At 53.1% G+C, this 25,441-nt stretch carries 15 protein-coding genes and 5 pseudogenes; 16 read left to right on the forward strand and 4 right to left on the reverse strand.

Annotation, left to right across the window (positions count from 1 at the left end; translation table 11 throughout):
• Positions 1–324: 324 nt before the first annotated feature.
• The 5 genes and pseudogenes from ugpB (at position 325) to ugpQ (ending at position 5,242) form a co-directional block, all read left to right on the forward strand.
• Positions 325–1,640 (forward strand): annotated as a pseudogene (gene ugpB, locus KQP84_RS04340) (sn-glycerol-3-phosphate ABC transporter substrate-binding protein UgpB).
• Between the two features lie 56 nt (positions 1,641–1,696).
• Entirely contained in the window at positions 1,697–2,584 is an 888-nt protein-coding gene (gene ugpA / locus KQP84_RS04345) for a sn-glycerol-3-phosphate ABC transporter permease UgpA (RefSeq protein ID WP_215845360.1), read from the forward strand.
• The gene (ugpE, locus tag KQP84_RS04350; protein ID WP_215845361.1) at positions 2,581–3,426 is read left to right on the forward strand and encodes a sn-glycerol-3-phosphate ABC transporter permease UgpE; all 846 of its coding nucleotides are present in this window, start codon (positions 2,581–2,583) and stop codon (positions 3,424–3,426) included. The genes ugpA and ugpE overlap by 4 nt, the downstream gene beginning before the upstream one ends.
• A gap of 3 nt (positions 3,427–3,429) precedes the next feature.
• Positions 3,430–4,503 (forward strand): sn-glycerol-3-phosphate import ATP-binding protein UgpC, encoded by a 1,074-nt coding sequence (locus KQP84_RS04355; protein ID WP_215845362.1) that lies wholly within the window; start codon positions 3,430–3,432, stop codon positions 4,501–4,503.
• Positions 4,457–5,242, forward strand: coding sequence for a glycerophosphodiester phosphodiesterase (gene ugpQ, locus KQP84_RS04360; protein ID WP_252515221.1), 786 nt, complete (start codon positions 4,457–4,459; stop codon positions 5,240–5,242). Before KQP84_RS04355 ends, ugpQ begins: the two co-directional genes overlap by 47 nt.
• On the opposite strand, the gene KQP84_RS04365 is transcribed toward ugpQ, so the two are convergent.
• Positions 5,239–5,517 carry a DUF2756 domain-containing protein gene (locus KQP84_RS04365; RefSeq protein ID WP_215845363.1) on the reverse strand — a complete coding sequence of 93 codons (279 nt, stop codon included), beginning with the start codon at positions 5,515–5,517 and terminating at the stop codon, positions 5,239–5,241. The two genes, ugpQ and KQP84_RS04365, sit on opposite strands and share 4 nt — an antisense overlap.
• Before the next feature lie 201 nt (positions 5,518–5,718).
• Between KQP84_RS04365 and ggt the strand changes: the two are divergent.
• The 5 genes and pseudogenes from ggt to gntU all read left to right on the forward strand — a co-directional run bounded on the left by ggt (position 5,719) and on the right by gntU (position 11,722).
• A pseudogene (ggt, locus tag KQP84_RS04370) lies at positions 5,719–7,469 on the forward strand (gamma-glutamyltransferase).
• Positions 7,470–7,912: 443 nt separating this feature from the next.
• Positions 7,913–8,608, forward strand: a complete 696-nt coding sequence (locus KQP84_RS04375) for a pirin family protein (protein WP_215845364.1) — start codon at positions 7,913–7,915, stop codon at positions 8,606–8,608.
• Positions 8,609–8,766: 158 nt separating this feature from the next.
• A pseudogene (gene gntR / locus KQP84_RS04380) lies at positions 8,767–9,704 on the forward strand (gluconate operon transcriptional repressor GntR).
• Positions 9,705–9,842: 138 nt separating this feature from the next.
• Entirely contained in the window at positions 9,843–10,379 is a 537-nt protein-coding gene (gene gntK / locus KQP84_RS04385; RefSeq protein ID WP_215845365.1) for a gluconokinase, read from the forward strand.
• A gap of 3 nt (positions 10,380–10,382) precedes the next feature.
• A pseudogene (gntU, locus tag KQP84_RS04390) lies at positions 10,383–11,722 on the forward strand (gluconate transporter).
• Between the two features lie 210 nt (positions 11,723–11,932).
• Here the strand turns inward: gntU and KQP84_RS04395 are convergent.
• Together KQP84_RS04395 and KQP84_RS04400 are read right to left on the reverse strand one after the other, a co-directional pair.
• Positions 11,933–12,526: a YhgN family NAAT transporter gene (locus KQP84_RS04395; RefSeq protein WP_215845366.1), complete on the reverse strand. Its 594-nt coding sequence runs from the start codon at positions 12,524–12,526 to the stop codon at positions 11,933–11,935.
• Between the two features lie 73 nt (positions 12,527–12,599).
• Complete coding sequence (locus KQP84_RS04400; RefSeq protein ID WP_215845367.1) at positions 12,600–12,827, reverse strand: hypothetical protein; 228 nt, start codon at positions 12,825–12,827, stop codon at positions 12,600–12,602.
• Positions 12,828–12,870: 43 nt separating this feature from the next.
• Between KQP84_RS04400 and asd the strand changes: the two genes are divergently transcribed.
• The 6 genes from asd (at position 12,871) to glgP (ending at position 23,765) form a co-directional block, all read left to right on the forward strand.
• On the forward strand, positions 12,871–13,980 hold the full coding sequence (asd, locus tag KQP84_RS04405) for an aspartate-semialdehyde dehydrogenase (RefSeq protein ID WP_215845368.1): 1,110 nt from the start codon (positions 12,871–12,873) through the stop codon (positions 13,978–13,980).
• A gap of 359 nt (positions 13,981–14,339) precedes the next feature.
• Positions 14,340–16,523 (forward strand): 1,4-alpha-glucan branching enzyme, encoded by a 2,184-nt coding sequence (gene glgB / locus KQP84_RS04410; protein WP_215845369.1) that lies wholly within the window; start codon positions 14,340–14,342, stop codon positions 16,521–16,523.
• Entirely contained in the window at positions 16,520–18,502 is a 1,983-nt protein-coding gene (glgX, locus tag KQP84_RS04415; RefSeq protein WP_215845370.1) for a glycogen debranching protein GlgX, read from the forward strand. The genes glgB and glgX overlap by 4 nt, the downstream gene beginning before the upstream one ends.
• Before the next feature lie 10 nt (positions 18,503–18,512).
• The gene (gene glgC, locus KQP84_RS04420) at positions 18,513–19,805 is read left to right on the forward strand and encodes a glucose-1-phosphate adenylyltransferase (RefSeq protein ID WP_215845371.1); all 1,293 of its coding nucleotides are present in this window, start codon (positions 18,513–18,515) and stop codon (positions 19,803–19,805) included.
• Between the two features lie 61 nt (positions 19,806–19,866).
• Positions 19,867–21,300, forward strand: a complete 1,434-nt coding sequence (glgA, locus tag KQP84_RS04425; RefSeq protein ID WP_215845372.1) for a glycogen synthase GlgA — start codon at positions 19,867–19,869, stop codon at positions 21,298–21,300.
• A gap of 17 nt (positions 21,301–21,317) precedes the next feature.
• The gene (glgP, locus tag KQP84_RS04430; protein ID WP_215845373.1) at positions 21,318–23,765 is read left to right on the forward strand and encodes a glycogen phosphorylase; all 2,448 of its coding nucleotides are present in this window, start codon (positions 21,318–21,320) and stop codon (positions 23,763–23,765) included.
• Positions 23,766–23,889: 124 nt separating this feature from the next.
• On the opposite strand, the pseudogene glpD reads toward glgP, so the two are convergent.
• Positions 23,890–25,388 (reverse strand): annotated as a pseudogene (glpD, locus tag KQP84_RS04435) (glycerol-3-phosphate dehydrogenase).
• Positions 25,389–25,441: the final 53 nt, after the last annotated feature.

Raw genomic sequence — 25,441 nt, forward strand, 5'->3', positions numbered from 1 at the left:
ACCTCAATCCTCTCAGGTGCGAGGTCGTTGCCCCCCACCTCAGTCCTCCCCCATACATGGGGGAGGAAGACGCTGCAATATGCTCGCTCTGAAATTGCATATGGCAGCGTCTCCTTCCCCTGCTTTGCGGGGAAGGCCGGGATGGGGGACAGCGCGCACCATCAAAAAACGCTTCGATCCACTTCACTCTGCTTAAATCCTGAAATCCCGCTGTAACCTCTCTGTCATTAAGCCGTTATTTATCCGTCATTTTCCCGTGTCATGTTACGTCGCGAACAAAAAAATGCGCGATCTTGCGCGTACTTACCTGCACAGGAAAACAATATGTCCGTGTTTACTTTTCGTCGTAGCCTGATGAGTGCGGTGCTGGGCCTGACGCTCAGCGGCAATGCGCTCGCCGCCACTGAAATTCCTTTCTGGCACTCAATGGAGGGCGAGTTGGGCAAAGAAGTTGACTCTTTGGCGCAGCGTTTTAACCAGGCGCACCCCGATTACAAAATTGTTCCGACCTACAAAGGTAACTACGAGCAGAGCCTGGCCGCTGGCATTGCGGCGGTGCGTACCGGCAAAGCGCCGGCGATTTTGCAGGTTTATGAAGTCGGCACTGCCACCATGATGGCATCGAAAGCCATTGTGCCCGTGCATCAGCTCTTCCAGGATGCAGGCATCGCGTTTGATGAAAAACAGTTCGTTCCTACCGTTTCCGGCTATTACAGTGACTCAAGCGGCCATCTGATCTCACAACCGTTTAACAGCTCTACGCCGGTGCTTTACTACAACAAAGACGCGTTTAAAAAAGCGGGTTTGAATCCCGATCAACCGCCAAAAACCTGGCAAGAACTGGCGAAAAGCGCCGATGCGCTGCGTAAAGCGGGCATGAGCTGTGGCTACGCCAGCGGTTGGCAGGGCTGGATCCAAATTGAAAACTTCAGCGCCTGGCACGCGTTGCCGGTTGCAACCAAAAACAACGGTTTCGATGGCACTGACACGGTACTGGAGTTCAACAAACCGGTTCAGGTTCGTCATATCCAGATGCTGGAAGAGATGAACAAAAAGGTGACTTCACCTACTTTGGTCGTAAAGACGAATCCACCGCCAAGTTTTATAACGGCGATTGCGCTATCACCACCGCTTCTTCCGGCTCGCTGGCCGACATCCGCCATTATGCGAAATTCAATTTCGGCGTAGGCATGATGCCGTATGACGAAACGGTCGCGAACGCGCCGCAAAATGCCATCATCGGCGGGGCGAGTTTGTGGGTGATGAAGGGCAAAGATGCAGGCACTTATAAAGGCGTTGCGGAATTCATGCAGTTCCTCGCGCAGCCAGAAATTGCAGCCGAATGGCATCAGAAAACCGGTTATCTGCCTATTACCACCGCGGCTTATACACTGAGCAAGCAGCAGGGTTTTTATGACAAAAATCCAGGTGCCGATATCGCCACACGTCAGATGCTGAACAAACCGCCATTGCCGTTTACCCAAGGTATGCGTCTGGGCAACATGCCGCAGATCCGTACCGTGATTGACGAGGAGCTGGAAGGCGTCTGGACCGGCAAGCAGTCACCACAAAACGCGCTGGATAACGCCGTGAAACGTGGCAACGATCTGCTGCGTCGCTTCGAACAGCAAGTTAAGTAATTGCCCTTCAGGGCCAGCTTATCCTGGCCCTTGTTCTCCTTTACGCAGAGCACGCTATGTCTTCATCTCGTCCGGTATTTCGCACCAGCGCGTTGCCCTATCTTCTGGTGCTGCCGCAATTGCTGATTACGGCTATTTTCTTTCTCTGGCCTGCCGGAGAAGCGCTGTGGTATTCGCTACAAAACCTCGATCCTTTTGGCCTCTCCAGCACTTTTGTCGGTTTAGATAATTTCAAGCGCCTGTTCGCTGATGCGTATTACCTGGCGTCGTTTTGGACCACGATAAAATTCAGTGGATTGGTCACGGTGTGCGGCATGACCTTTTCGCTGCTGCTGGCGGCGCTGGTGGATTACGTCATTCGCCTGCGCAAGCTCTATCAAATGCTGCTGCTGCTGCCCTATGCCGTCGCGCCGGTTGTCGCAGCGGTATTGTGGATGTTCCTGTTTAATCCTGGGCTTGGCCTGTTCAGCTACCTGCTGAACCATGTCGGTTATAACTGGAACTACGCGCAAAACAGCGGACAGGCGATGTTCCTGATTGTGCTGGCCTCTATCTGGCAGCAGATGAGCTATAACTTCCTGTTTTTCTTCGCTGCACTGCAATCTATCCCTAAGTCGCTGGTGGAAGCGGCGGCAATCGATGGCGCAGGTCCGGTGCGCCGCTTCTTTAATTTATCGCTGCCGCTGATAACACCAGTGAGTTTCTTCCTGCTGGTCGTGAATCTGATTTACGCCTTCTTCGATACCTTCCCGGTGATCGATGCCGCCACCGGCGGCGGTCCGGTTCAGGCCACTACCACGCTGATCTACAAAATTTATCGCGAAGGATTTACCGGCCTGGATCTGTCGTCCTCGGCGGCGCAATCCGTGGTGCTGATGCTGCTGGTGATTGGCTTAACGGTGATTCAGTTCCGCTTTGTGGAGCGTAAGGTGCAATACCAATGATTGAAAATCGACGCGGGCTGGATATCTTTAGCCACATCGTTTTGGTGCTTGGCGTGCTGACCATTCTGTTTCCGCTGTATGTCGCTTTCGTGGCCGCCACGCTGGATAACGAAGCAGTTTATCAGGTGCCAATGACGCTGATTCCCGGCACGCATTTATGGGAGAACGTCTCGCGCATCTGGACACAGGGCGTCAACGGTAACGGTCCGGCTTTTGGCATGATGTTGCTCAACAGCATGATCATGGCGCTCGGCATCACCTTCGGCAAAATCGTGGTGTCGATTCTCTCCGCTTTTGCGCTGGTGTGGTTTCGCTTTCCGCTGCGCACGCTGTTCTTCTGGCTGATTTTCATCACCCTGATGTTGCCGGTTGAAGTGCGTATTTTCCCCACTGTGCAGGTGATCGCGGATCTGAACATGCTCGACAGCTACAGCGGTTTAACGCTGCCGCTGATGGCATCTGCTACCGCGACATTCCTGTTTCGCCAGTTTTTTATGTCATTACCCGATGAGCTGGTTGAAGCGGCACGCATTGATGGCGCCAGCCCGATGCGCTTTTTCTGGGACATCGTACTGCCGCTCTCCAAAACCAATCTGGCAGCGCTGTTCGTCATCACCTTTATCTACGGCTGGAACCAATATCTTTGGCCGTTGCTGGTGATCAACGACGCCAGCCTGGGAACAGCAGTAGCCGGGATAAAAAGCATGATCTCCAGCAGCGGTTCGCCCACGCAGTGGAACGAAGTCATGGCAGCAATGTTATTAACCCTGATCCCACCGGTGGTGGTGGTATTCGTCATGCAGCGCGCCTTTGTGCGTGGCCTGGTTGAGAGTGAGAAATAAGAGATGGCAGGTGTAACGCTTCAGGCGGTGACAAAATCCTACGATGGAAAAAATCAGGTCATTCAACCGCTGAATGTCACGGTGAATGAGGGCGAATTTATGGTAATGGTGGGGCCGTCCGGCTGCGGCAAATCAACCCTGCTGCGCATGGTCGCTGGGCTGGAGCGCGTCAGCTCAGGCGATATTTATATCGATGGCAAACGTGTCACCCACGAAGAACCGAAAGATCGCGGCATCGCGATGGTGTTTCAGAATTACGCGCTCTATCCGCACATGTCGGTAGAAGAGAACATGGCGTATGGCTTAAAGATTCGCGGTATGGGCAAAGAGCAGATCCGTCAGCGCGTACTGGATGCCGCACGCAGTCTTGAGCTGGATCCGCTTTTAAGCCGTCGTCCGCGTGAGCTTTCTGGTGGGCAGCGTCAGCGCGTTGCGATGGGCCGGGCGATTGTGCGCGAACCGGCGGTATTTTTGTTTGATGAACCGCTGTCCAATTTAGATGCGCGGCTGCGTGTGCAGATGCGGTTGGAACTGCAACAGTTGCATCGCCGCCTGAAAACCACCAGCCTGTATGTCACGCACGATCAAGTGGAAGCGATGACGCTGGCGCAAAGAGTAATGGTGATGAACAAAGGCATTGTCGAGCAGATCGGCACGCCGGTTGATGTCTATGAACGGCCTGCCAGCCAATTCGTTGCCGCGTTTATCGGTTCGCCGGCCATGAATCTGCTGAAAGGAGACATCAACAGCGACGGCACGCGTTTCACCCTTAATGCCTCCTGCGCGCTGCCGCTTGGCATAAATAAAGCGAAATGGGCAAACCGGCCAATGGTACTCGGCATTCGCCCGGAACACATTCAGATCAGCAGCCGCGAGCAGGCAGGCATTCCGATGGTGGTCGAAACGCTGGAGATGCTGGGCGCGGACAACCTGGTACATGGGCGTATTGGCGAGTCACGTTTAGTGGTGCGCTTGCCCTACAGCGAACGTCCCAAGGTGGGCAGCACGCTGTGGCTGCATCTGCCAGCAGATGCGTTACACTTCTTCGATTCAACCCATGGAAAGCGTCTGGAATGAGTCAAAAAACTGGCCTTACCCGCACATCGTCGCGCATCGCGGTGGCGGTAAACTGGCACCGGAAAACACCTTAGCGGCGATTGATATCGGTGCGAAATATGGTCATTTGATGATTGAGTTCGATGCCAAACTGTCGAACGATGCGCAAATTTTTCTGCTGCACGACGACACGCTTGATCGAACCAGTAACGGTTGGGGCATCGCCGGAGAGTTGTCCTGGGACAAGCTGGCGAAACTCGATGCGGGCAGCTGGTTTAGCCGCGACTTTAACGGTGAACCGCTGGCGCTGTTGGCCGACGTCGCCGCGCGCTGCCGTCAGCATCAGATGATGGCGAATATCGAAATCAAACCTACAACTAACAGCGAAGTTGAAACCGGTCGCGCTATCGCACAGGCTGCGGCGCAACTGTGGCAAGGTCAAACCGCACCGTTACTTTCTTCTTTCTCTTATGAAGCGCTGGAAGCCGCCATGCAGGTTGAACCTGAGCTGCCGCGCGGATTGTTGTTGCACAGTTGGGATAAACAGTGGCAGGAGAAGACCACCGCGCTGGATTGCGTGTCGATACACCTTAATCACAAGGTGTTGAGTGCAGCTCGCGTTGCTGAACTCAAAGCAGCAGGCTTACGCATTTTGGCTTATACCGTAAATAACCCAGAGCGGGCGCGGGCGTTGCTGAAGTGGGGCGTCGATGCCATCTGTACCGATCGCATCGACATCATTGGCCCCGATTTTACTTAGTTCTGATTCTGCTGCTGGCCCGGCTGCGTTCTAATCACACGCTGCTGGGCACTGTCACGCTGTTCCTGCATTTTGCGCTGCACGTCCTGATTTTGCCGCTGCTGCTCCTGCTGCAACTTCATTTTTTGCTGTTGCTGCTGGTTCTGCATCTGCGACTGCATCCGCTGCTGGCTCGGATTGTAGCCCGGTTTGTTCGGATCATTAGTGCTGTTCAGCGTGTTCGCCATGCTGGTTAACGGCAAGAGCGCCGCAAAAACAATTAGCCATCTCTTCATAAAAAACCCTCCGTAAGCGCGATCGCTGCTGTGTGCAATAGGCTGAAATCAACCTTTAGATTGCCTCTTCTAGTTTATTAGATATCACAAACTCCACATTTAAGAGTGTGCCGAATTTGACTTAACCCTCAATAATTTGCTGTATTTGTAATCACTTGAAGAAATGATAAAAAAATGTAAATAACAGAGGATGGTGGCAGGATGAAAATTCAAGGCAAGGTGCGCCAGCTCGGCTGGTCGTTGTTAATGAGTTTTGTGGTGATGAGTGGGGCCAGCGCAGCCCCTGGTTCGACGCCACCGGTTTCGTATGGCGTCGACAGTGACACCTTTCACCCGGTAAAAGCGCAGCACGGCATGGTGGCCTCAGTAGATGCGATGGCGACAAACGTCGGCGTTGATATTCTGCGTCAGGGCGGCAATGCCGTTGATGCGGCCGTTGCCGTGGGATTCGCCTTAGCCGTGACGCATCCGCAGGCGGGTAACCTGGGGGCGGAGGTTTTATGCTGCTGCGCACTGCATCAGGCCGCACCACTGCCATCGATTTTCGTGAAATGGCGCCGGGCCACGCTTCACGCGATATGTTCCTCGACAAGCAAGGCAACGCTGATAGCAAGCTTTCACTGACTTCTCATCTCGCGTCTGGTACGCCAGGCACCGTGGCCGGTTTTGCCTTAGCTGCGCAAAAATATGGCACATTGCCACTGAGCACCTTGCTGGCACCGGCCATTAAACTGGCGCGCGACGGCATTGTGGTTAACGATGCGCTGGCTGATGATCTGAAAACCTACGGCAAAGAAGTCTTGATCACCCACGCCAACAGCAAAGCTATTTTCTACAAGCCGGACGGTACGCCGTGGCAGAAGGGCGATCGTCTGGTGCAGAAGAATCTGGCGCGTAGCTTAACGTTAATTGCGCAGCAGGGACCGGATGCATTTTACAAAGGCAATATTGCCGACGAAATCGCCGGAGAAATGGCGCAGCACGGTGGTCTGATCAACAAAGCGGATTTAGCGGCTTACCGCGCGGTTGAGCGCAAGCCCGTTAGTGGCACCTATCGCGGTTATGAGGTCTTTTCGATGCCGCCTCCTTCTTCCGGTGGCATTCACATCGTTCAAATCCTCAATATTTTGGAAAACTTTGATTTAGCGAAGATGGGCTTTGGCAGCGCCGATGCGATGCAGGTAATGGCTGAAGCGGAGAAATACGCTTACGCTGACCGCTCTGAATATCTTGGCGACCCAGATTTCGTCAGAGTTCCTTGGCAGGCATTGACCAGCAAAGCCTATGCGAAGTCGCTGGCGCAGCAGATTGATGTGGCAAAAGCGCGTCCTTCCAGTGAGATCAAACCCGGCAAACTCGCGCCTTATGAAAGCAATCAGACCACCCATTTCTCGGTGGTGGACAAGAACGGCAACGCGGTCGCAGTAACCTACACGCTCAACACCTATTTCGGCAGCGGCATCGTGGCGGGCAACAGCGGCATCCTGATGAACAACGAAATGGATGATTTCTCTGCCAAACCCGGTACGCCAAACGTTTACGGATTGGTTGGCGGAGAAGCGAATGCTGTACAACCGGCAAAACGTCCGCTCTCGTCGATGTCTCCGACCATTGTGGCGAAAGAGGGTAAAACCTGGCTGGTTACTGGTAGTCCAGGCGGTAGTCGAATCATCACAACTGTGCTGCAAATGGTGGTTAACAGTATCGATTTTGGCATGAATGTGGCAGAAGCGACTAACGCGCCGCGCTTCCATCATCAATGGTTGCCGGATCAGCTACGCGTTGAAAAAGGCTTTAGCCCGGATACGCTGCGCCTGCTGGAGAATAAAGGTCAGCACGTAAAAGTTCTGCCCGCTATGGGCAGCACCCAGAGCATTATGATTGGGCCAGATGGCACATTATATGGCGCATCCGATCCGCGCAGCGTGGACGATCTCAGCGCAGGTTATTAAGTCTTTAAGGCACCGGTTAGGTGCCTTTTTTATGGGGAATAACAGAAAGGTTTTCGTTTGGATTCGAATAATCCCTTTTAACATCAAGGGTTTTTTGAATTAATTAAATGAAAATTATTCTCAAAAACACTTTACAGACGCGAATGATAATGATTATTATTGCCATGCGTTCTCGGGACTCCAACGACGTCCTTAGAAAGCACGACATTGCTCACATTGCTTCCAGTATTATTTAGCCAGCCCGGGTGCTGGCTTTTTTTACTGCGTATAAGCGGTTTCTGACCTTCGTTCCCACCCGCCAGCCCCAATGACGGTATCGTACAAAAAGCGCGTCTACGGGACGCCATCTTCATCATTTTTTTTGAACAGAGGAATGAAGTTTTTCAGCTATCAATCTTTTCCCCTCAGGCACAGACTACATAAAACATTGAGGAGATTTGAACATGATCTATTTACGTAAAGCTGAAGAACGCGGCCATGCCAATCACGGTTGGCTGGATAGCTGGCACACTTTCTCCTTTGCCGACTATTACGATGCCAACTTTATGGGCTTCTCGGCGCTGCGCGTGATCAACGAAGATGTGATCGATGGAGGGCAGGGTTTTGGCACTCATCCGCACAGAGACATGGAAATTCTGACTTATGTGTTGTCCGGCACCGTTGAGCACCAAGACAGCATGGGCAATAAAGAGCAGATTCCCACTGGTGAATTCCAGATCATGAGCGCCGGTACCGGTGTGCGTCATTCGGAATACAACGCCAGCAAAACGGATGCGCTGCACCTGTATCAGATCTGGATTATCCCTGAGCGCACCGGCATTGAACCGCGCTACGATCAGCGCCGGTTCCCGGATATAAAAGGTCGCCAATTTGTCCTGACACCGGATGCGCGTGACGGCTCGTTGAAGGTTTATCAGGATATGACGCTATCGCGTTGGCTGTTTGCCGCCGGGGATAGCGACAGCGTGGAGATTGAAGCGGGTCGCCGCGTCTGGATCCAAGTGGTGAAGGGCGATGTAAAGGTCAATGGTCAGCCCGCTGGAACCAGCGATGCGTTTGCTATTTGGGATGAAAATACACTGACAATTGAAGCGGACAGCGCTGCCGAAGTGCTGCTGTTTGATCTGCCGCCAGTCTAAAACGTTAAGGGGCGCGCATCGTCGTGCCCCGTTGGCAATTCCATGACAATTTAATGTTAGACTCATCGTAAATTAGCTTTCAGCTGACTCCAGGCGCTTACGATGAAGAAAAAAGACCGGTATTACAGGACGTTGCCGATCGCGTCGGCATTACTAAAATGACCGTCAGCCGCTACCTGCGCAATCCCCAGCAGGTCTCCGCTGCGCTGGGCGAGAAGATCGCCGTGGCGCTGGATGAGCTCGGTTATATCCCCAATCGCGCCCCCGATATGCTTTCTAACGCCACCAGTCGCGCCATCGGCGTGCTGCTGCCTTCGCTGACCAATCAGGTATTTGCCGATGTACTGCGTGGCATCGAAGCCGTTACCGATGAAGCGGGCTACCAGACGCTGGTGGCGCACTTTGGCTATAACCCGCAAAAGAGGAGTTGCAGCTACGATCGCTGTTGGGCTGGAATATTGATGGGGTGATCCTGACGGAACGCAGCCATACGCCGGGCACGCTGCGCATGCTTGAAGTGGCGGGGATCCCGGTCATAGAAGTAATGGACAGCGTTACGCCTTGTTTGGATATGGCGGTGGGTTTTGACAATGTCGAAGCGGCACGTCAGATGACACAGGCTATCCTGAATAAAGGCCATCGACACACCGTCTATTTAGGTGCTCGCCTTGATGAACGTACGTTGCAAAAGCAGCGTGGCTACGAAAAAGCGATGCAGGAAGCGGGGCTCACGCCGCACAGCGTGATGATGGAAGATGCCTCTTCGTTCAGTGCCGGTGGTGAGTTGTTATGTGAAGCGCAACGTCTTTACCCTGAAACAGACAGCCTGTTTTGTACCAATGATGACCTGGCGGTTGGTGCGATGTTTGAGTGCCAGCGTCAGGGATTACACGTGCCGACGCAAATGGCGATTGCTGGATTCCACGGACATGATATTGCGCTAGTGGTGACGCCGCCTTTAGCGACAGTGCTGACGCCACGCGACCGTATGGGACGTGAAGCTGCCGCGCTGTTACTGGCGCGTATTGCGGGCGATCACAGTGTAAGCCAGCCGCTGGATGTGGGTTTTGAAATAGCGGAAGGCGGCAGCATCTGATTCTGTCGAATCTTTGAGTCAGTTCACACTTTTGTGCTTTTCCGGGTAAAAGGGTTGCCAGGCTGTTAAGCGGTCAAGACAATGAGAAATGACATTGTTATCGGTAACATTGGCAATTCCACCTGCCGGAGAAGAAAAATGACAACGCACTCCCCGTCGCATCACGTCTTTATCCTGATGGGCGTTTCAGGCAGCGGCAAATCTGCCGTCGCCAACCAGGTTTCGCATCAACTGAATACCGCCTTTCTCGACGGTGATTTTCTCCATCCGCGTGCCAACATCATGAAAATGGCAGAGGGTCATCCGCTGGATGACAACGATCGCCAGCCGTGGCTACAAGCCCTTAATGATGCAGCGTTTGCGATGCAGCGCACCCAAGAGATCTCCATTATTGTCTGCTCCGCGCTGAAAAAGCGTTACCGTGACATCCTGCGTCAGGGCAATGCCAACCTGAGTTTTGTCTACCTGAAAGGGGATTTCGACACCATCGAGTCACGCCTGAAAGCGCGCAAAGGCCACTTCTTCAAGCCGCAAATGCTGGTGACGCAGTTCGCCACGCTGGAAGAGCCGGGCAGTGACGAGCCGGACGTACTATCAGTGAATATTGATCATTCACTCGACGAGGTTGTAGCGGCTACGGTTGCGACCATCAAGGAAGCAATCAATCAAGGCTAGGCAATGAATACCGCAACACTCGTTTTGACGGCAGCAGGCTCAGTCCTGCTGCTGCTGTTTTTGGTGATGAAAGCCCGCATGCATGCTTTTGTTGCTTTGATGATTGTCTCTGTGGGGGCGGGTTTGTTTTCCGGCATGCCGCTGGATCAAATCGCTGAAACCATGCAGAAAGGGATGGGCGGTACGCTCGGTTTTTTGGCTATTGTCGTGGCGTTGGGCGCAATGTTCGGCAAAATTTTGCATGAAACTGGCGCAGTTGACCAAATCGCCATTCGCATGTTGAAAGCTTTTGGCGAAAGCCGTGCGCACTACGCGATGGGTATCGCAGGATTGATCTGTGCGCTGCCGCTGTTTTTGAAGTCGCGGTGGTGTTGCTGATCAGCATCGCTTTCGCGGTGGCACGTCGCACTCAAGGTAATCTGGTGAAACTGGTGATCCCGCTGTTTGCGGGCGTTGCGGCGGCGGCAGCTTTTCTACTGCCGGGACCTGCACCAATGTTGCTGGCTTCACAGATGCACGCCGATTTCGGCTGGATGATTTTGCTGGGCCTGTGCGCCGCCATTCCGGGCATGTTGATTGCTGGTCCGCTGTTCGGCAACTTCATCGGTAATCACGTAACCTTCAGTTCGCCGCCGGAAGATCATCAACCTGATGTTGATGAAAACAAGCTACCATCCTTTGGTTTTAGCCTGTCGCTGATTTTGTTTCCGCTGGTGTTGGTTGGCCTGAAAACCATTGGCGCGCGCTTTACCACCGAAGGCACTTCGCTGTATCAATGGCTGGAGTTTATTGGCCATCCGTTTATTGCGATTTTACTGGCTTGCCTGGTGGCGATTTATGGTCTGGCTTATCGTCAGGGCATGGACAAAGAGAAGGTGATGCAGGTATGCGGCAGTGCGCTGCAACCGGCGGGGATTATTCTGCTGGTGATTGGTGCGGGCGGTGTATTTAAGCAGGTACTGGTCGATTCTGGCGTGGGCCCGGTGTTGGGCAATGCGCTGACCGGAGCTGGTCTGCCGATCGCGCTGGCCTGTTTTATTCTCTCTGGCGCGGTACGTGTGATTCAAGGTTCGGCGACCGTCGCGTGCTTAACCACGGTGGGGTTGATCATGCCGGTGATTGAGCCGCTGCATTACAGTGGCGCGCAGCTGGCTGCGTTGTCGATTTGTATTGGCGGCGGGTCGATCATTATCAGCCACGTGAATGATGCGGGTTTCTGGCTGTTCGGGCGCTTTACCGGTGCCAGCGAAGCGGAAACATTGAAAACGTGGACGTTGATGGAAACCATCCTCGGCACGGTCGGTGCCATTGTCGGTATGATCGCGTTTACGTTGTTGTCTTAATTTTTTGGTGAGGCGTCGTTTGTCCTCTCAAGTGCGAGGTCGTTTGTCCCCCATCTCGGCCTTCCCCGCATCGCGGGGAAGGAGACGCTGCCACATGCCGTCTCATCACTAACATAAAGCAGCATCTTCCTCCCCCATTTATGGGGGAGGACTGAGGTGGGGGACAGCGCGCAGAGGCCAATAACGCGCAGTAAGCAAAACCTACCCAAACTACAACTTTAAATAAACCCGAATCCCATCCAAAAACATCTGCGTTGCCAGCATGATCAGAATTAATCCCATCAGACGTTCCAGCGCATTTACGCCTTTATCACCCAGTAACCGCAGAAACAGGCCTGACAGCAGCAGAATTACCACCGTAGCGCCCCAGGCGATCAGCAGCGCGCCTACCAGATACGACATTTGATGGGGATATTGATGCGATAACAGCATCAAGGTTGCCAGCAATGAAGGGCCTGCAACCAGCGGAATCGCCAGCGGTACCAGAAAAGGTTCTTCTCCCGCAGACAAACCGGTACTGCTGCTTTCAGGAGAAGGGAAAATCATTTTTATTGCGATCAGGAACAGGATCACGCCACCCGAAATTGAAACGGTTTCCGTACGCAGATTCAAAAACGCCAGGATGCGTTCACCCGCAAACAGAAACAGCAACATAATTGCCAGGGCGATCAGCATTTCGCGGATCAACACAATACGCCGCCGCTTGGGTTCCAGATGCTTCAAAACCGACATAAAAATCGGTAAATTGCCCAGCGGATCCATAATTAGCAACAATAATATTGTCGCAGAGATCATTTCAGTCATTCGTTTTACATCATCTTATTGTCGATAAATTACTGTTATTAGGTGCGCTGCTGAAAAAGTTAGCGCCATCGAATTAATTCACTTGCCAGATGTGCTGCATTTTGTAGAGTTGGTCGTCATATACCCCACAGACTTCACGCCGCCGGTGCGTTGGCTGCACGACTTCACCCCAGTTACTTACCAGAGTAAGCGCTTGGGGCTGAATCAGCTTGCCGCCTTCCTGCAACGCGAAGTCTGTAGAGTAACGGTAATTCTCATTATTACGCAGAGTGGAGTGAAAGTGGCATTCCGCTCTTCCCATCGATAAAAGTCAGGTCGTTAACACCGCCTGAGACGGACACAACATGAAGAATGTAGGTTTAGTTGGTTGGCGCGGTATGGTCGGCTCTGTGCTGATGTCCCGCATGATCGAAGAACGCGATTTTGATGTCATCAATCCGGTCTTCTTCTCTACCTCGCAGCATGGTCAGGCGGCGCCAGAGTTTGGCGGTAAACACCATGGCACGCTGCAGGATGCGTTTGATATCGATGCACTAAAGGCGCTGGATATCATTATTACCTGCCAGGGCGGCGACTATACCAGTGAAGTTTATCCTAAGCTGCGCGCCAGCGGCTGGAAAGGTTACTGGATTGATGCGGCGTCCACGCTGCGTATGAAAGAGGATGCCATCATCATCCTCGATCCGGTAAACCAACAGGTTATTCGTCAGGGCATTGACAGTGGTCTCAATACCTTTGTCGGCGGGAACTGTACCGTAAGCCTGATGCTAATGTCGCTCGGCGGTCTGTTTACGCAAAATCTGGTTGAGTGGGCCTCGGTGGCGACATATCAAGCTGCATCAGGTGGCGGTGCGCGTCACATGCGCGAACTGCTGACACAAATGGGCATGTTGCACGATCACGTAGCGAAATCGCTGCAGAATCCCGCCTCAGCGATTCTTGATATCGAACGCAGCGTGACTGACTTCACTCGCTCCGGCACGCTGCCAACCGATAACTTCGGCGTGCCGCTGGCGGGCAGCCTGATTCCATGGATCGACAAGCAGTTGGACAATGGTCAGAGCCGCGAAGAGTGGAAAGGCCAGGCCGAAACCAACAAGATTCTGGGTACGCAGCACACTATTCCAGTCGATGGCTTGTGCGTGCGCGTAGGCGCGCTGCGCTGCCACAGTCAGGCATTTACCCTGAAGCTGAAAAAAGACCTGCCGCTGGCCGACATTGAACAACTGCTGGCTTCGCACAATGAATGGGTAAAAGTCGTGCCAAACGATCGTGAATTAACGATGCGTGAACTCACGCCTGCCGCTGTCACCGGCACGCTGACTACGCCAGTGGGTCGCTTGCGCAAGCTCAATATGGGGCCGGAATACCTTTCCGCCTTTACGGTTGGCGATCAACTGTTGTGGGGCGCTGCTGAGCCGCTGCGTCGTATGCTGCGCCTGCTGGTCGACTAATTCTGAAAACCTCTTTCAAAGGCCGAAAAACTTCGGCCTTTTCTCTTTTTATCCTGTAATAAGTCAATTAGCTTGCCTCCCGGAAGTGATCCGCTTCCCCTTTTTGTCTGTTAGTTAATAATTTTTTTGGTTTCTTCCCTGGCAACTTCTCTCGCCAAGCTATGATTTAACAATGATGTGCCGCTAGTAAACTGTTTTGATTTTTGAACTGAATGGTTGTTGTACACGGCAAAGACTCTTTCCCACGGACTGGCTTATCTCCCTTGCCGTTGTACTCATGGCTCAATGAAGAGCAGTGCATCTGTTGCGCGAGACAAGTCGCATCCATTTCGCCTGCCAAATATCACAGGAAGAAAGTCATGTCAGAGCTTCCCGATCGCCAGGCGATCAATGCCCTGTTTGCGGGTAATTACGCCGATCCCTTTTCGTTATTAGGGATGCACCAGACTGAGCAAGGACTTGAAGTGCGAGCCTTGCTACCCGAAGCCTCGGAAGTCTGGGTTATTGAAACCAACACCGGGCGCAAACTGGCCCAACTGAAATGTGTCGATTCGCGTGGCTTTTTTAGCGGCGTGATTCCGCGTCGTAAAAAGCCGTTTCGCTATCAGCTGGCGGTAAACTGGCACGGCCAGCAAAATTTACTGGATGATGCTTATCGCTTTGGCCCGCTGCTGGAAGAGATGGATGCGTGGTTGCTGGCGGAAGGGACGCATTTACGTCCTTATGAAACCTTAGGCGCACACGGCGCGGTGATAGATGGCGTTAACGGTACGCGCTTTTGCGTCTGGGCGCCGAATGCACGCCGCGTTTCGGTGGTAGGCGATTTCAACTTCTGGGATGGACGTCGTCACCCGATGCGCCTGCGTCAGGAGATGGGCATCTGGGAACTGTTTGTCCCCGGCGCGTTTAACGGTCAGCTCTACAAATTTGAAATCATCGATGCCAACGACAAGCTGCGCATCAAAGCTGATCCCTTTGCCTTTGAAGCGCAGATGCGTCCAGAAACCGCGTCAATGATTTGTGGCCTGCCCAACAAAGTGGAGATGAGTGCCGAGCGCAAAGCCGCCAATGCTTTCGACCAGCCTATCTCAATCTATGAAGTGCATCTGGGCTCCTGGCGTCGTCACACCGACAACAATTTCTGGCTGAGTTACAAAGAGCTCTCTGAGCAGCTGATTCCTTACGTCAAAGAGATGGGTTTTACTCACCTTGAATTGCTGCCGATTAACGAACATCCGTTTGATGGAAGTTGGGGTTATCAGCCGCTGGGTATGTACGCACCCACGCGTCGCTTTGGTGCGCGCGATGAATTCCGTGACTTCATCGCCAGCGCTCATGAGGCGGGCTTGAACGTGCTGCTGGATTGGGTGCCGGGCCATTTCCCTAGCGATGATTTTGGTTTAGCGAAATTTGACGGCACCGAACTCTACGAGCACAGCGATCCGCGTGAAGGCTATCATCAGGACTGGAACACGCTGATTTATAACTTCGGTCGCCGAGAAGTCAGTAATTACCTCTCTGGCAACGCGCTGTACTGGCTGGAGCGGTTTGGCATTGATGGATTGCGTGTAGATGCGGTGGCATCAATGATTTACCGCGACTACAGCCGCGCTGAAGGTGAATGGGTTCCCAATCATTTCGGCGGCCGTGAAAACCTCGAAGCCATTACCTTCTTACGTTACACCAACCGTACTTTGGGCCATGCGGCAGAAGGCACGATCACCATGGCGGAAGAGTCCACCGATTTCCCTGGCGTTTCGCGTCCACCGGAAAGCGGCGGATTGGGCTTCTGGTTCAAATGGAATCTCGGTTGGATGCACGACACGCTGGACTACATGAAACTCGATCCGGTGCATCGCCGTTTTCATCACAATCTGATGAGTTTCGGCATGATGTACAACTACACCGAAAACTTTGTGTTGCCGCTGTCGCACGATGAAGTGGTACATGGCAAGCGCTCTATTCTGGATCGCATGCCGGGCGATGCATGGCAAAAATTTGCCAATCTGCGGGCTTATTACGGCTGGATGTGGGCGTTTCCCGGTAAAAAGCTGCAGTTCATGGGCAATGAATTTGCCCAAGGCAGAGAGTGGAATCACGATACCAGCCTCGACTGGCATCTGCTGGAAGGCGAAGACAACTGGCACCACGGCGTACATCGCCTGGTGCGCGACCTTAACTTCACTTATCGCCACTACACGCAGCTCTATCAGCTTGACTACGATCCGGCAGGCTTTGAGTGGCTAGTGGTTGATGACGCTGAAAATTCGGTATTTGTGTTTATCCGCCGCGATCGTGAAGGCAACGAGATGATTGTTGCCAGTAACTTCACGCCAGTTACGCGTCCCGGTTACCGTTTTGGTGTGAATCAAGCGGGCAACTGGCGCGAGGTGCTTAACACCGACCAGCACGAATATCATGGCAGCGATGTACGTAACCATTTAGTGCATACCGATCAGATTGAAAGCCATGGACGACCACAATCGCTGAGTCTGAGTCTGCCACCGCTTGCTACTGTGTGGCTGGTGCGGGAGGCCGAATGACATTAAAACCCGGTCAGCCTGAACCGTTAGGTGCTGTTTACGATGGTAAAGGGGTTAATTTTACCCTGTTTTCACAGCATGCCGAACGCGTCGAACTTTGTCTGTTTGATGATCATGGCGTTGAACACCGTTTTGACTTGCCGGGCCGCACTGAAGATATCTGGCACGGCTATTTTCCTGCGCTTAAACCAGGCCAGCGCTATGGCTATCGCGTTCATGGCCCTTGGGCACCGCAAAAAGGGCATCGCTTTAATCCGGCCAAGCTGTTGGTGGATCCTTGTGCCCGCGAGGTGGTGGGCGATGTACCGGATGATCCGCGTTTTCAAAGTGGTGAAGTTGAACCCGATCCCTTGGATAACGCGGCGATAGCGCCTAAGTCGCTGGTGGTGGCGGAAGATTTTGACTGGGAAGATGATATTGCACCGCGCACGCCGTGGGGAAAAACGGTTATTTATGAAGCTCACGTGCGTGGGTTAACCCTCCAGCACCCGGATATTCCGGAAACGCTGCGCGGGACTTACGCGGCGCTAGGCCATCCTGTTATGGTGGATTATCTCAGCCACCTTGGCATCTCCGCCATCGAACTGCTGCCGATTGCCCACTTTGCCAGCGAGCCGCGTTTGCTGCGGCTTGGATTAAGCAATTATTGGGGCTACAACCCGTTTGCACTTTGGGCTGTCGACCCACGTTACGCCGCTGGGCAGGATGGTGTAACGCCTTTGCAGGAGTTCCAACAGGCGGTGAAAAATCTGCACGCCGCAGGTATTGAAGTGCTGCTGGACGTGGTGTTTAACCACACCGCAGAACTGCACGAGGCGGGCCCAACGATCTCGATGCGTGGTATCGACAATGCCAGCTATTACTGGCTCAACGAGCAGGGCGATTACGAAAACTGGACCGGCTGTGGCAACACAGTCAACCTTAATCATCCGCGGGTAATGGAATGGACGCTGGAAGCGCTGCGCTATTGGGTACGCGTTTGCCACGTTGATGGTTTCCGTTTTGACCTCGCTACGGTAATGGGCCGCACACCCGATTACCAGCGCGATGCGCCGCTATTCGAGGCGATACGCGCTTGCCCGCTGCTGTCGACGTGCAAATTGATTGCCGAGCCTTGGGATATCGGTCCCCACGGTTATCAGGTGGGTAACTATCCGCAGCCCTTTGCTGAATGGAACGATCAGTTTCGTGATACTGCGCGCCGCTATTGGCTACGCGGCGAAATGAGCAACAGTGATTTTGTCCGGCGCTTTGCGGCTTCCAGCGATCTTTATCAGCGTGAGGCAAGGCAACCTCATGCCACGATTAATCTCATTACCGCCCATGACGGTTTTACGCTGTGCGATCTGGTGAGCTTCAACAATAAACATAACGAAGCCAACGGCGAAGACAACCGCGACGGTCATGGCAGTAACTTTAGTAACAATCACGGCAAAGAAGGGCTTAGCGTTAGCTTCGATGTCATTGAGCGCCGACGCCTCAGCGTGCATGGCTTACTCACCACGCTGCTGCTGTCGCAAGGCACACCTATGCTGTTGGCTGGCGATGAGCGTGGCAACAGCCAACACGGAAACAACAACGCTTATTGTCAGGACAACGCGCTCAGTTGGCTTGACTGGCAGGAAGGCGATAACGGCTTGGTCGATTTCACCGCTGCATTGATCCATCTGCGCCAGCGCATTCCCGCGCTGACCAAGGATCGCTGGTGGCAGCCGGGTGACGACAATGTGCAGTGGCTCAATGCCAGCGGCAAACCACTGCAGCACGAAGAATGGACGCAGGGGGCGCATAGATTGCAGATCCTGCTCTCCGGCCGCTGGTTAATAACAATAAACGCCACGGAATCGGTGAGTGATATCGCCTTACCAGACGGAGAATGGCGTGCCCTTCCTCCTTTCGCCGGGGACGATAACCCCATTTTGTTAACTGTCTGGCATGGTCCCGCACACGGTGTGTGCGTGTTCCAAAAGCAATCATAAGGAGTCAGACATGGTTAAATTAGATAGAACAGAACACCTGATGTTGGCCCGCCAACTCCCTTCACAAACGGTGGCCCTGATCCTCGCGGGAGGACGCGGTACGCGCCTGGTCGATCTGACGGCAAAACGTGCCAAACCCGCAGTGCATTTCGGTGGCAAGTTTCGCATCATCGACTTTGCGCTTTCCAACTGCGTCAACTCCGGCATCCGCCGCATTGGCGTTATCACTCAATACCAGTCGCATACGCTAACCCAGCATATTCAGCGTGGCTGGTCGATCTTCAACGAAGAGATGAATGAGTTTGTGGATTTGCTGCCAGCGCAGCAGCGTTTAGCCACCGACCAATGGTATCGCGGCACCGCCGATGCTGTGACCCAAAATCTTGACGTCATTCGTCGCTATCAGGCGCAATACATCGTGATTCTTGCCGGGGACCATATTTATAAAATGGATTACTCACGCATGCTGTTGGATCACGTGGGCAAAGAGGCGAAATGCACCATCGCCTGTTTACCGGTGCCGGTGCATGAAGCGACGGCATTCGGCGTGATGGCGGTAGATGAAGAGAATATGGTGGTGGATTTTGTTGAGAAACCGCCAAAACCGCCGACCATGCCGGGTGATGACACCAAGGCACTGGCCAGCATGGGTGTCTACGTTTTTAACGCAGATTATCTTTATCAACTGCTAGAAGAAGACTTACAGGAACCTAATTCGAATCACGATTTTGGTAAGGATATTTTGCCAAAAATCGTGGCGAGCGGCGAAGGTTATGCCCATTCGTTTGTGCTCTCCTGTGTGCAAAACGATGACAACGCGCCGCCTTATTGGCGCGATGTGGGGACGCTGGAAGCTTACTGGCGTGCCAACCTCGACCTGGCTTCGGTAACACCTGAGTTGGATATGTATGACTCTACCTGGCCAATACGCACGCATATGGAACCGCTGCCGCCTGCCAAGTTTGTGCAGGATCGATCCGGTAGCCACGGCATGACCATGAATTCGTTGGTCTCCGGCGGCTGCATTATCTCCGGCTCAGTGGTGGTGAACTCCGTGCTTTTCCCACGCGTGCGCGTTAATTCTTTTTGCAATATCGATTCCACCGTGCTGCTGCCTGATGTGGTAGTGAGCCGATCCTGTCGTCTGCGCCGCTGTGTGATTGACCGCGCCTGCGTGCTGCCAGAAGGGATGGTGATTGGTGAAAATCCAGATGAAGACAGCCGCCGGTTTCACCGTTCGGAAGAGGGCATCGTACTGGTTACCCGCGCCATGTTGGCCAAATTGGCTACTGCGGGGCAGTAAGCGATAAGCGGCACACGCAATCGGCACGCGGATCGTGTCTGATAACTTAATGAGGTCGAGGATGCAGGTTTTACATGTCTGTTCAGAACTTTTTCCGCTGCTAAAAACTGGCGGGTTGGCTGATGTAGTCGGGGCATTACCTCAAGCACAAATTGCAGGTGGAACGGATACGCGGGTGCTGCTTCCCGCGTTTCCTGCATTGCGTAAAGGCATTCCTGATACACAAGTCGTTGCCGAGCTACAGACCTTTGCGGGTCCTGTAAGCTTACTTTTTGGACAGTTCGATGGTGTGGGTATTTATTTAATCGATGCGCCCGGACTTTATAACCGACCGGGAAGTCCGTATCACGACGAATCGCAGTTCGCCTATGTTGATAACTATATGCGTTTTGCGCTACTGGGTTGGATGGGGTGCGAGCTGGCGTGTGGGCTTGATCCTTACTGGCGTCCTGACATTGTGCATGCGCACGACTGGCATGCGGGACTCACCTGCGCCTACATGGAAGCGCGCGGGCGTCCGGCAAAATCGGTGTTTACGGTGCACAACCTGGCGTATCAAGGCTTGTTCTCTGCGCATCACATGGCTGAGATTCAGCTGCCGCAGTCGTTTTTCAACATGCACGGCCTTGAATTTTTTGGCCAAATTTCTTTTCTTAAAGCTGGGCTGTTTTATGCCGATCATATTACGGCAGTGAGTCCAACTTATGCGCATGAGATTACCTCGGCAGAGTTTGGTTACGGCATGGAAACCTTGCTGGCGCAGCGTATGCTCGAAGGGCGGTTGAGTGGCATCTTAAATGGCGTGGATCCCTCCATTTGGGATCCGGCGCACGATCTGCTGCTCAGTGCCCGCTACAACCGCGACACGCTGGAAGCCAAAGCGGAAAACAAGCGCCAGTTGCAGGTCGCGATGGGGTTGAAAGTGGATGAAAAAGCCCCGGTGTTTGCCGTCATCAGCCGCCTGACGCGGCAGAAAGGGCTGGATTTAGTGCTCGAAGCGTTGCCCGGCCTGCTGGCGCAGGGTGGACAGCTGGTGCTGCTTGGTCAGGGCGATGCGGAATTGCAGCAGGGCTTTTTAGCGGCGGCAGCGGAGCATCCTGGCAGCGTAGGGGTACAAATTGGTTATCACGAAGCCTTCTCCCACCGCATTGTTGGCGGTGCAGACGTCATCATGGTGCCAAGCCGTTTCGAACCCTGCGGACTTACGCAACTTTATGGATTGAAATATGGCACCTTGCCGCTGGTAAGAAGAACCGGTGGTTTGGCGGATACGGTTAACGACAGTTCTCTGGAAAATCTGGCAGACGGCATCGCCAGCGGTTTTAGTTTTGAAGACAGTAACGCCTGGTCACTTTTACGGGCGATTAGACGCGCTTTTGTACTGTGGTCCCGTCCCTCGCTCTGGCGTTATGTCCAGCGTCAGGCGATGGGAATGGATTTTAGCTGGCAGGTGGCAGCGCAAGCCTACCGCGACCTTTACCAACGTTTGTTGTAACGGATGGGATACTGGATATGAATGCACCTTTCACTTACGCCTCACCGACGTTGACGGTTGATGCTTTAAAGCACTCGATTGCCTATAAGCTGATGTTCACCATTGGTAAAGATCCTTCCATTGCCAATAAGCATGAGTGGCTCAACGCCGCGCTGCTGGCGGTACGCGATCGCATGGTTGAACGCTGGCTGCGTTCCAGCCGTGCTCAGCTATCGCAGGATGTGCGCCAGGTTTATTACCTGTCGATGGAGTTTCTGATGGGCCGCACGTTGGGGAATGCGCTGTTGTCGATGGGCATTTATGACGATCTTAACCAAGCATTAGACGAAATGGGTCTCGATCTGGCTGAACTCATGGAAGAGGAGAACGATCCGGGCTTAGGTAATGGCGGGTTAGGCCGTTTGGCCGCTTGCTTCCTCGATTCTCTCGCCACTTTGGGCATGCCAGGCCGCGGTTATGGCATTCGCTACGATTACGGCATGTTCAAACAGAACATTGTGGATGGCGAGCAGAAAGAGTCGCCCGATTACTGGCTGGAATATGGTAATCCGTGGGAATTTCAACGTTTCAACACCCGATACAAAGTGCGTTTCGGTGGACGTATTCAGCATGAGGGCACCAAGGTGCGCTGGCTGGAAACGGAAGAGATCCTGGCGATGGCTTACGATCAAATCATTCCTGGTTTTGACACCGACGCGACCAACACGCTGCGATTGTGGGGAGCGCAGGCCAGTAATGAAATCAACCTGGGTAAGTTCAATCAGGGCGATTACTTTGCGGCAGTTGAAGATAAGAACCATTCAGAAAACGTCTCGCGCGTGCTCTATCCCGATGATTCAACCTATTCTGGGCGTGAGCTGCGTTTACGTCAGGAGTATTTCCTGGTGTCGGCAACGGTGCAGGATATTCTTAATCGTCACTGGCGCATGCATCAAACGTGGGACAATCTCGCGGATAAAATCGCCATTCACCTCAATGACACGCATCCCGTGTTAGCGATTCCTGAACTGATGCGCCTGTTAATTGATGAGCACAAGTTCACGTGGGACAATGCGTTTGAAGTGATTTGTCAGGTCTTCTCCTACACCAACCATACGTTGATGACGGAAGCGCTGGAAACCTGGCCAGTGGACATGATCGGCAAAATTCTGCCGCGCCATCTCGGCATCATCTTTGAGATCAACGATTACTTCCTGAAAACCATTCAGGACTATTACCCGGATGACTGGGAATTGCTGTCGCGCATCTCCATTATCGATGAAAAAGATGGCCGACGAATTCGTATGGCGTGGCTGGCGGTGATAGTGAGCCATAAGGTTAACGGCGTCTCGGAATTGCACTCTAACCTGATGGTGCAGTCGCTGTTTGCTGATTTCTCGCGTCTGTTCCCTGGCCGTTTCTGCAATAAAACCAATGGTGTGACGCCGCGTCGCTGGCTGGCGTTGGCTAACCCAGCGCTGTCTGACGTGTTAGATGACGAGATTGGTCGTAACTGGCGTACCGAACTGAGCCAGTTAAATGAGTTGAAAGCGCAGATTGATTACCCGGCCTTTATCAAAAAAGTGGCTGATGCCAAATACCAGAACAAGCGTCGCTTAGCGGATTGGGTTGCCAAAAATCTTGATGTGGTGCTCGATCCTAATGCGCTGTTTGATGTGCAGATCAAGCGTATTCACGAATACAAACGTCAGTTGCTCAACGTGTTGCACGTGATTACCCGTTACAACCGAATTAAAGCTGAGCCGGATGGAGATTGGGTGCCGCGCGTCAATATCTTCGCCGGTAAAGCCGCGTCGGCCTATTACGTCGCGAAGCACATTATCCATTTGATCAACGATGTCGCGAAAGTGATCAACAACGATCCGCAGGTAAAGAACAAGCTGAAAGTGGTGTTTATTCCCAACTACAGCGTGAGTCTGGCGCAGATCATTATTCCCGCCGCCGATCTCTCTGAGCAGATCTCTACCGCAGGAACAGAAGCCTCGGGCACCAGTAACATGAAGTTCGCACTCAACGGCGCGCTGACCATTGGGACGCTGGATGGCGCCAATGTTGAAATGCTCGACCATGTTGGTGAAGAGAATATCTTTATTTTCGGTAACACTACACCGCAGGTCGAAGCGTTGCGCCGGGGAGGTTATAACCCGCGTAAATATTATGAAGAGGATGCGGAGCTGCATCAGGTGCTGACCCAAATTGCCTCGGGTGTATTTAGCCCTTCCGATCCGGGTCGCTATCGTAATCTGTTCGACTCGTTAGTGAATTTCGGCGACCACTATCAACTCCTGGCCGATTATCGTAGCTATGTGGATACGCAGGACAAAGTGGATGCGCTGTATCGTCAGCCGGATGAATGGCAACGTCGCGCCGCGTTAAATATTGCTGGGATGGGTTACTTCTCGTCGGACAGAACGATTCAGGAATATGCGGATGAGATTTGGCACATTGCGCCGGTAAGGTTGTAATCTTGCCGCGTGGATGAGAATCCAGAAGCGTAAAATGCAAAACGCAGAGGACAAAAAGCGTCCTCTGCGTTTTTTTATCGTCTGAATACTCTTCGGCTAACCGAAGAGTGGACGACTCACATTATCATGAAGCCAGCGACAACGCCGGTTTAGCCGCCAGCCACTCAGCCACACGCGCCTGCTGCTCTTTGGTCAGCCACATGCCTTGCTTGGTGCGGCGCCAGATTGCATCATCCAGTTCGCGAACCCATTCGTTCTGCACTAAATAACGCAGCTCTGCTTCATAGAACTCATGACCAAAGTTCTCACCTAAATCTTCCCGGCTTTTCGCGCCTTCTAACAAAACTTCAGTATTGCTGCCATAGGTACGTGAATAATGACGCGCCATGTTTTCACTGATAAACGGATAACGACGACGCAGGCTAGCTGCATAATCTTCACGCGTTCCCGCGATGTTACCGCCTGGCAATACGCAGGTTTTGGTCCAGGCTGGACCCGCATTCGGGAAATACTTGGTCAGTTTTTCCAGCGCATGCTCCGCCAGTTTGCGATAGGTGGTCAGCTTGCCACCAAACACTGACAGCAACGGCGCCTGGCCATTTTCATCACGCACGTCCAGCGTATAGTCGCGAGTGATGGCCTGCGGTGAATCAGATTCATCATCACATAACGGACGCACACCGGAATAAGTCCAAACGATATCGTCAGCAACCAGCTGTTTTTGAAGTGACCGTTGTACACCTTCAACAGATAATCGATCTCGTTATCATCGATCTTGACGTTTTTCGGATCGCCTTTGTATTCGACGTCGGTGGTGCCGACAATCGAGAACTCATCCATCCACGGAATGACAAACACAATGCGGTTATCTTCGTTCTGCAGGATATAAGCCTGTTTCTCAGTATGAACGCGCGGCACCACAATGTGGCTGCCTTTGATTAAGCGAATACCGTAAGGCGATTTTAGCTTCAGGCCGTCGTCAAAGAACTGTTTCACCCACGGACCCGCCGCGTTCACTAATCCTTTAGCGCGCCAGGTGAAGGTTTTTCCGCTGTCGACATCTTCAGCTTCTACCATCCACAAACCGCCTTCACGCCAGGCACGCGTCACACGAGTACGCGTTTTAACTTCACCGCCGTGCTTCACCACTTCCTGCGCATTTAAGACAACCATGCGCGCATCATCAACCCAACAGTCGGAATATTCGAATCCGCGCGTGATCTCAGGCTTCAGGGCGGAATCCGCGCCAAAACGCAGGCTTTTGCTGCTGGGTAAGCTGGTGCGCTTACCGAGGTGATCGTACATAAACAGGCCGGTACGAATCATCCATGCTGGACGCAGGTGCGGGCGATGCGGCAGACGAAAGCGCATTGGAAACGCAATGTGTGGCGCCATTTTCAATAGCACTTCACGCTCAGCCAGCGCTTCGCTCACTAAGCGAAACTCGTAGTGCTCAAGGTAGCGCAGGCCACCGTGAATCAGTTTTGAACTGGCAGAAGAGGTCGCGCAAGCCAGATCCCGCGCCTCCAGCATCAGCACCGACAGTCCGCGTCCTGCAGCATCCGCTGCAATGCCGGCACCGTTGATGCCGCCGCCGATCACGATCAGGTCTTTGGTTTCCACGTCATCTCCTCCGATGTTCGGAATAGTTCATTAATGTTCGTTTTCGAGCATAA

The sequence above is a fragment of the Candidatus Pantoea bituminis genome, assembly GCF_018842675.1.
GTDB lineage: Bacteria > Pseudomonadota > Gammaproteobacteria > Enterobacterales > Enterobacteriaceae > Pantoea > Pantoea phytostimulans.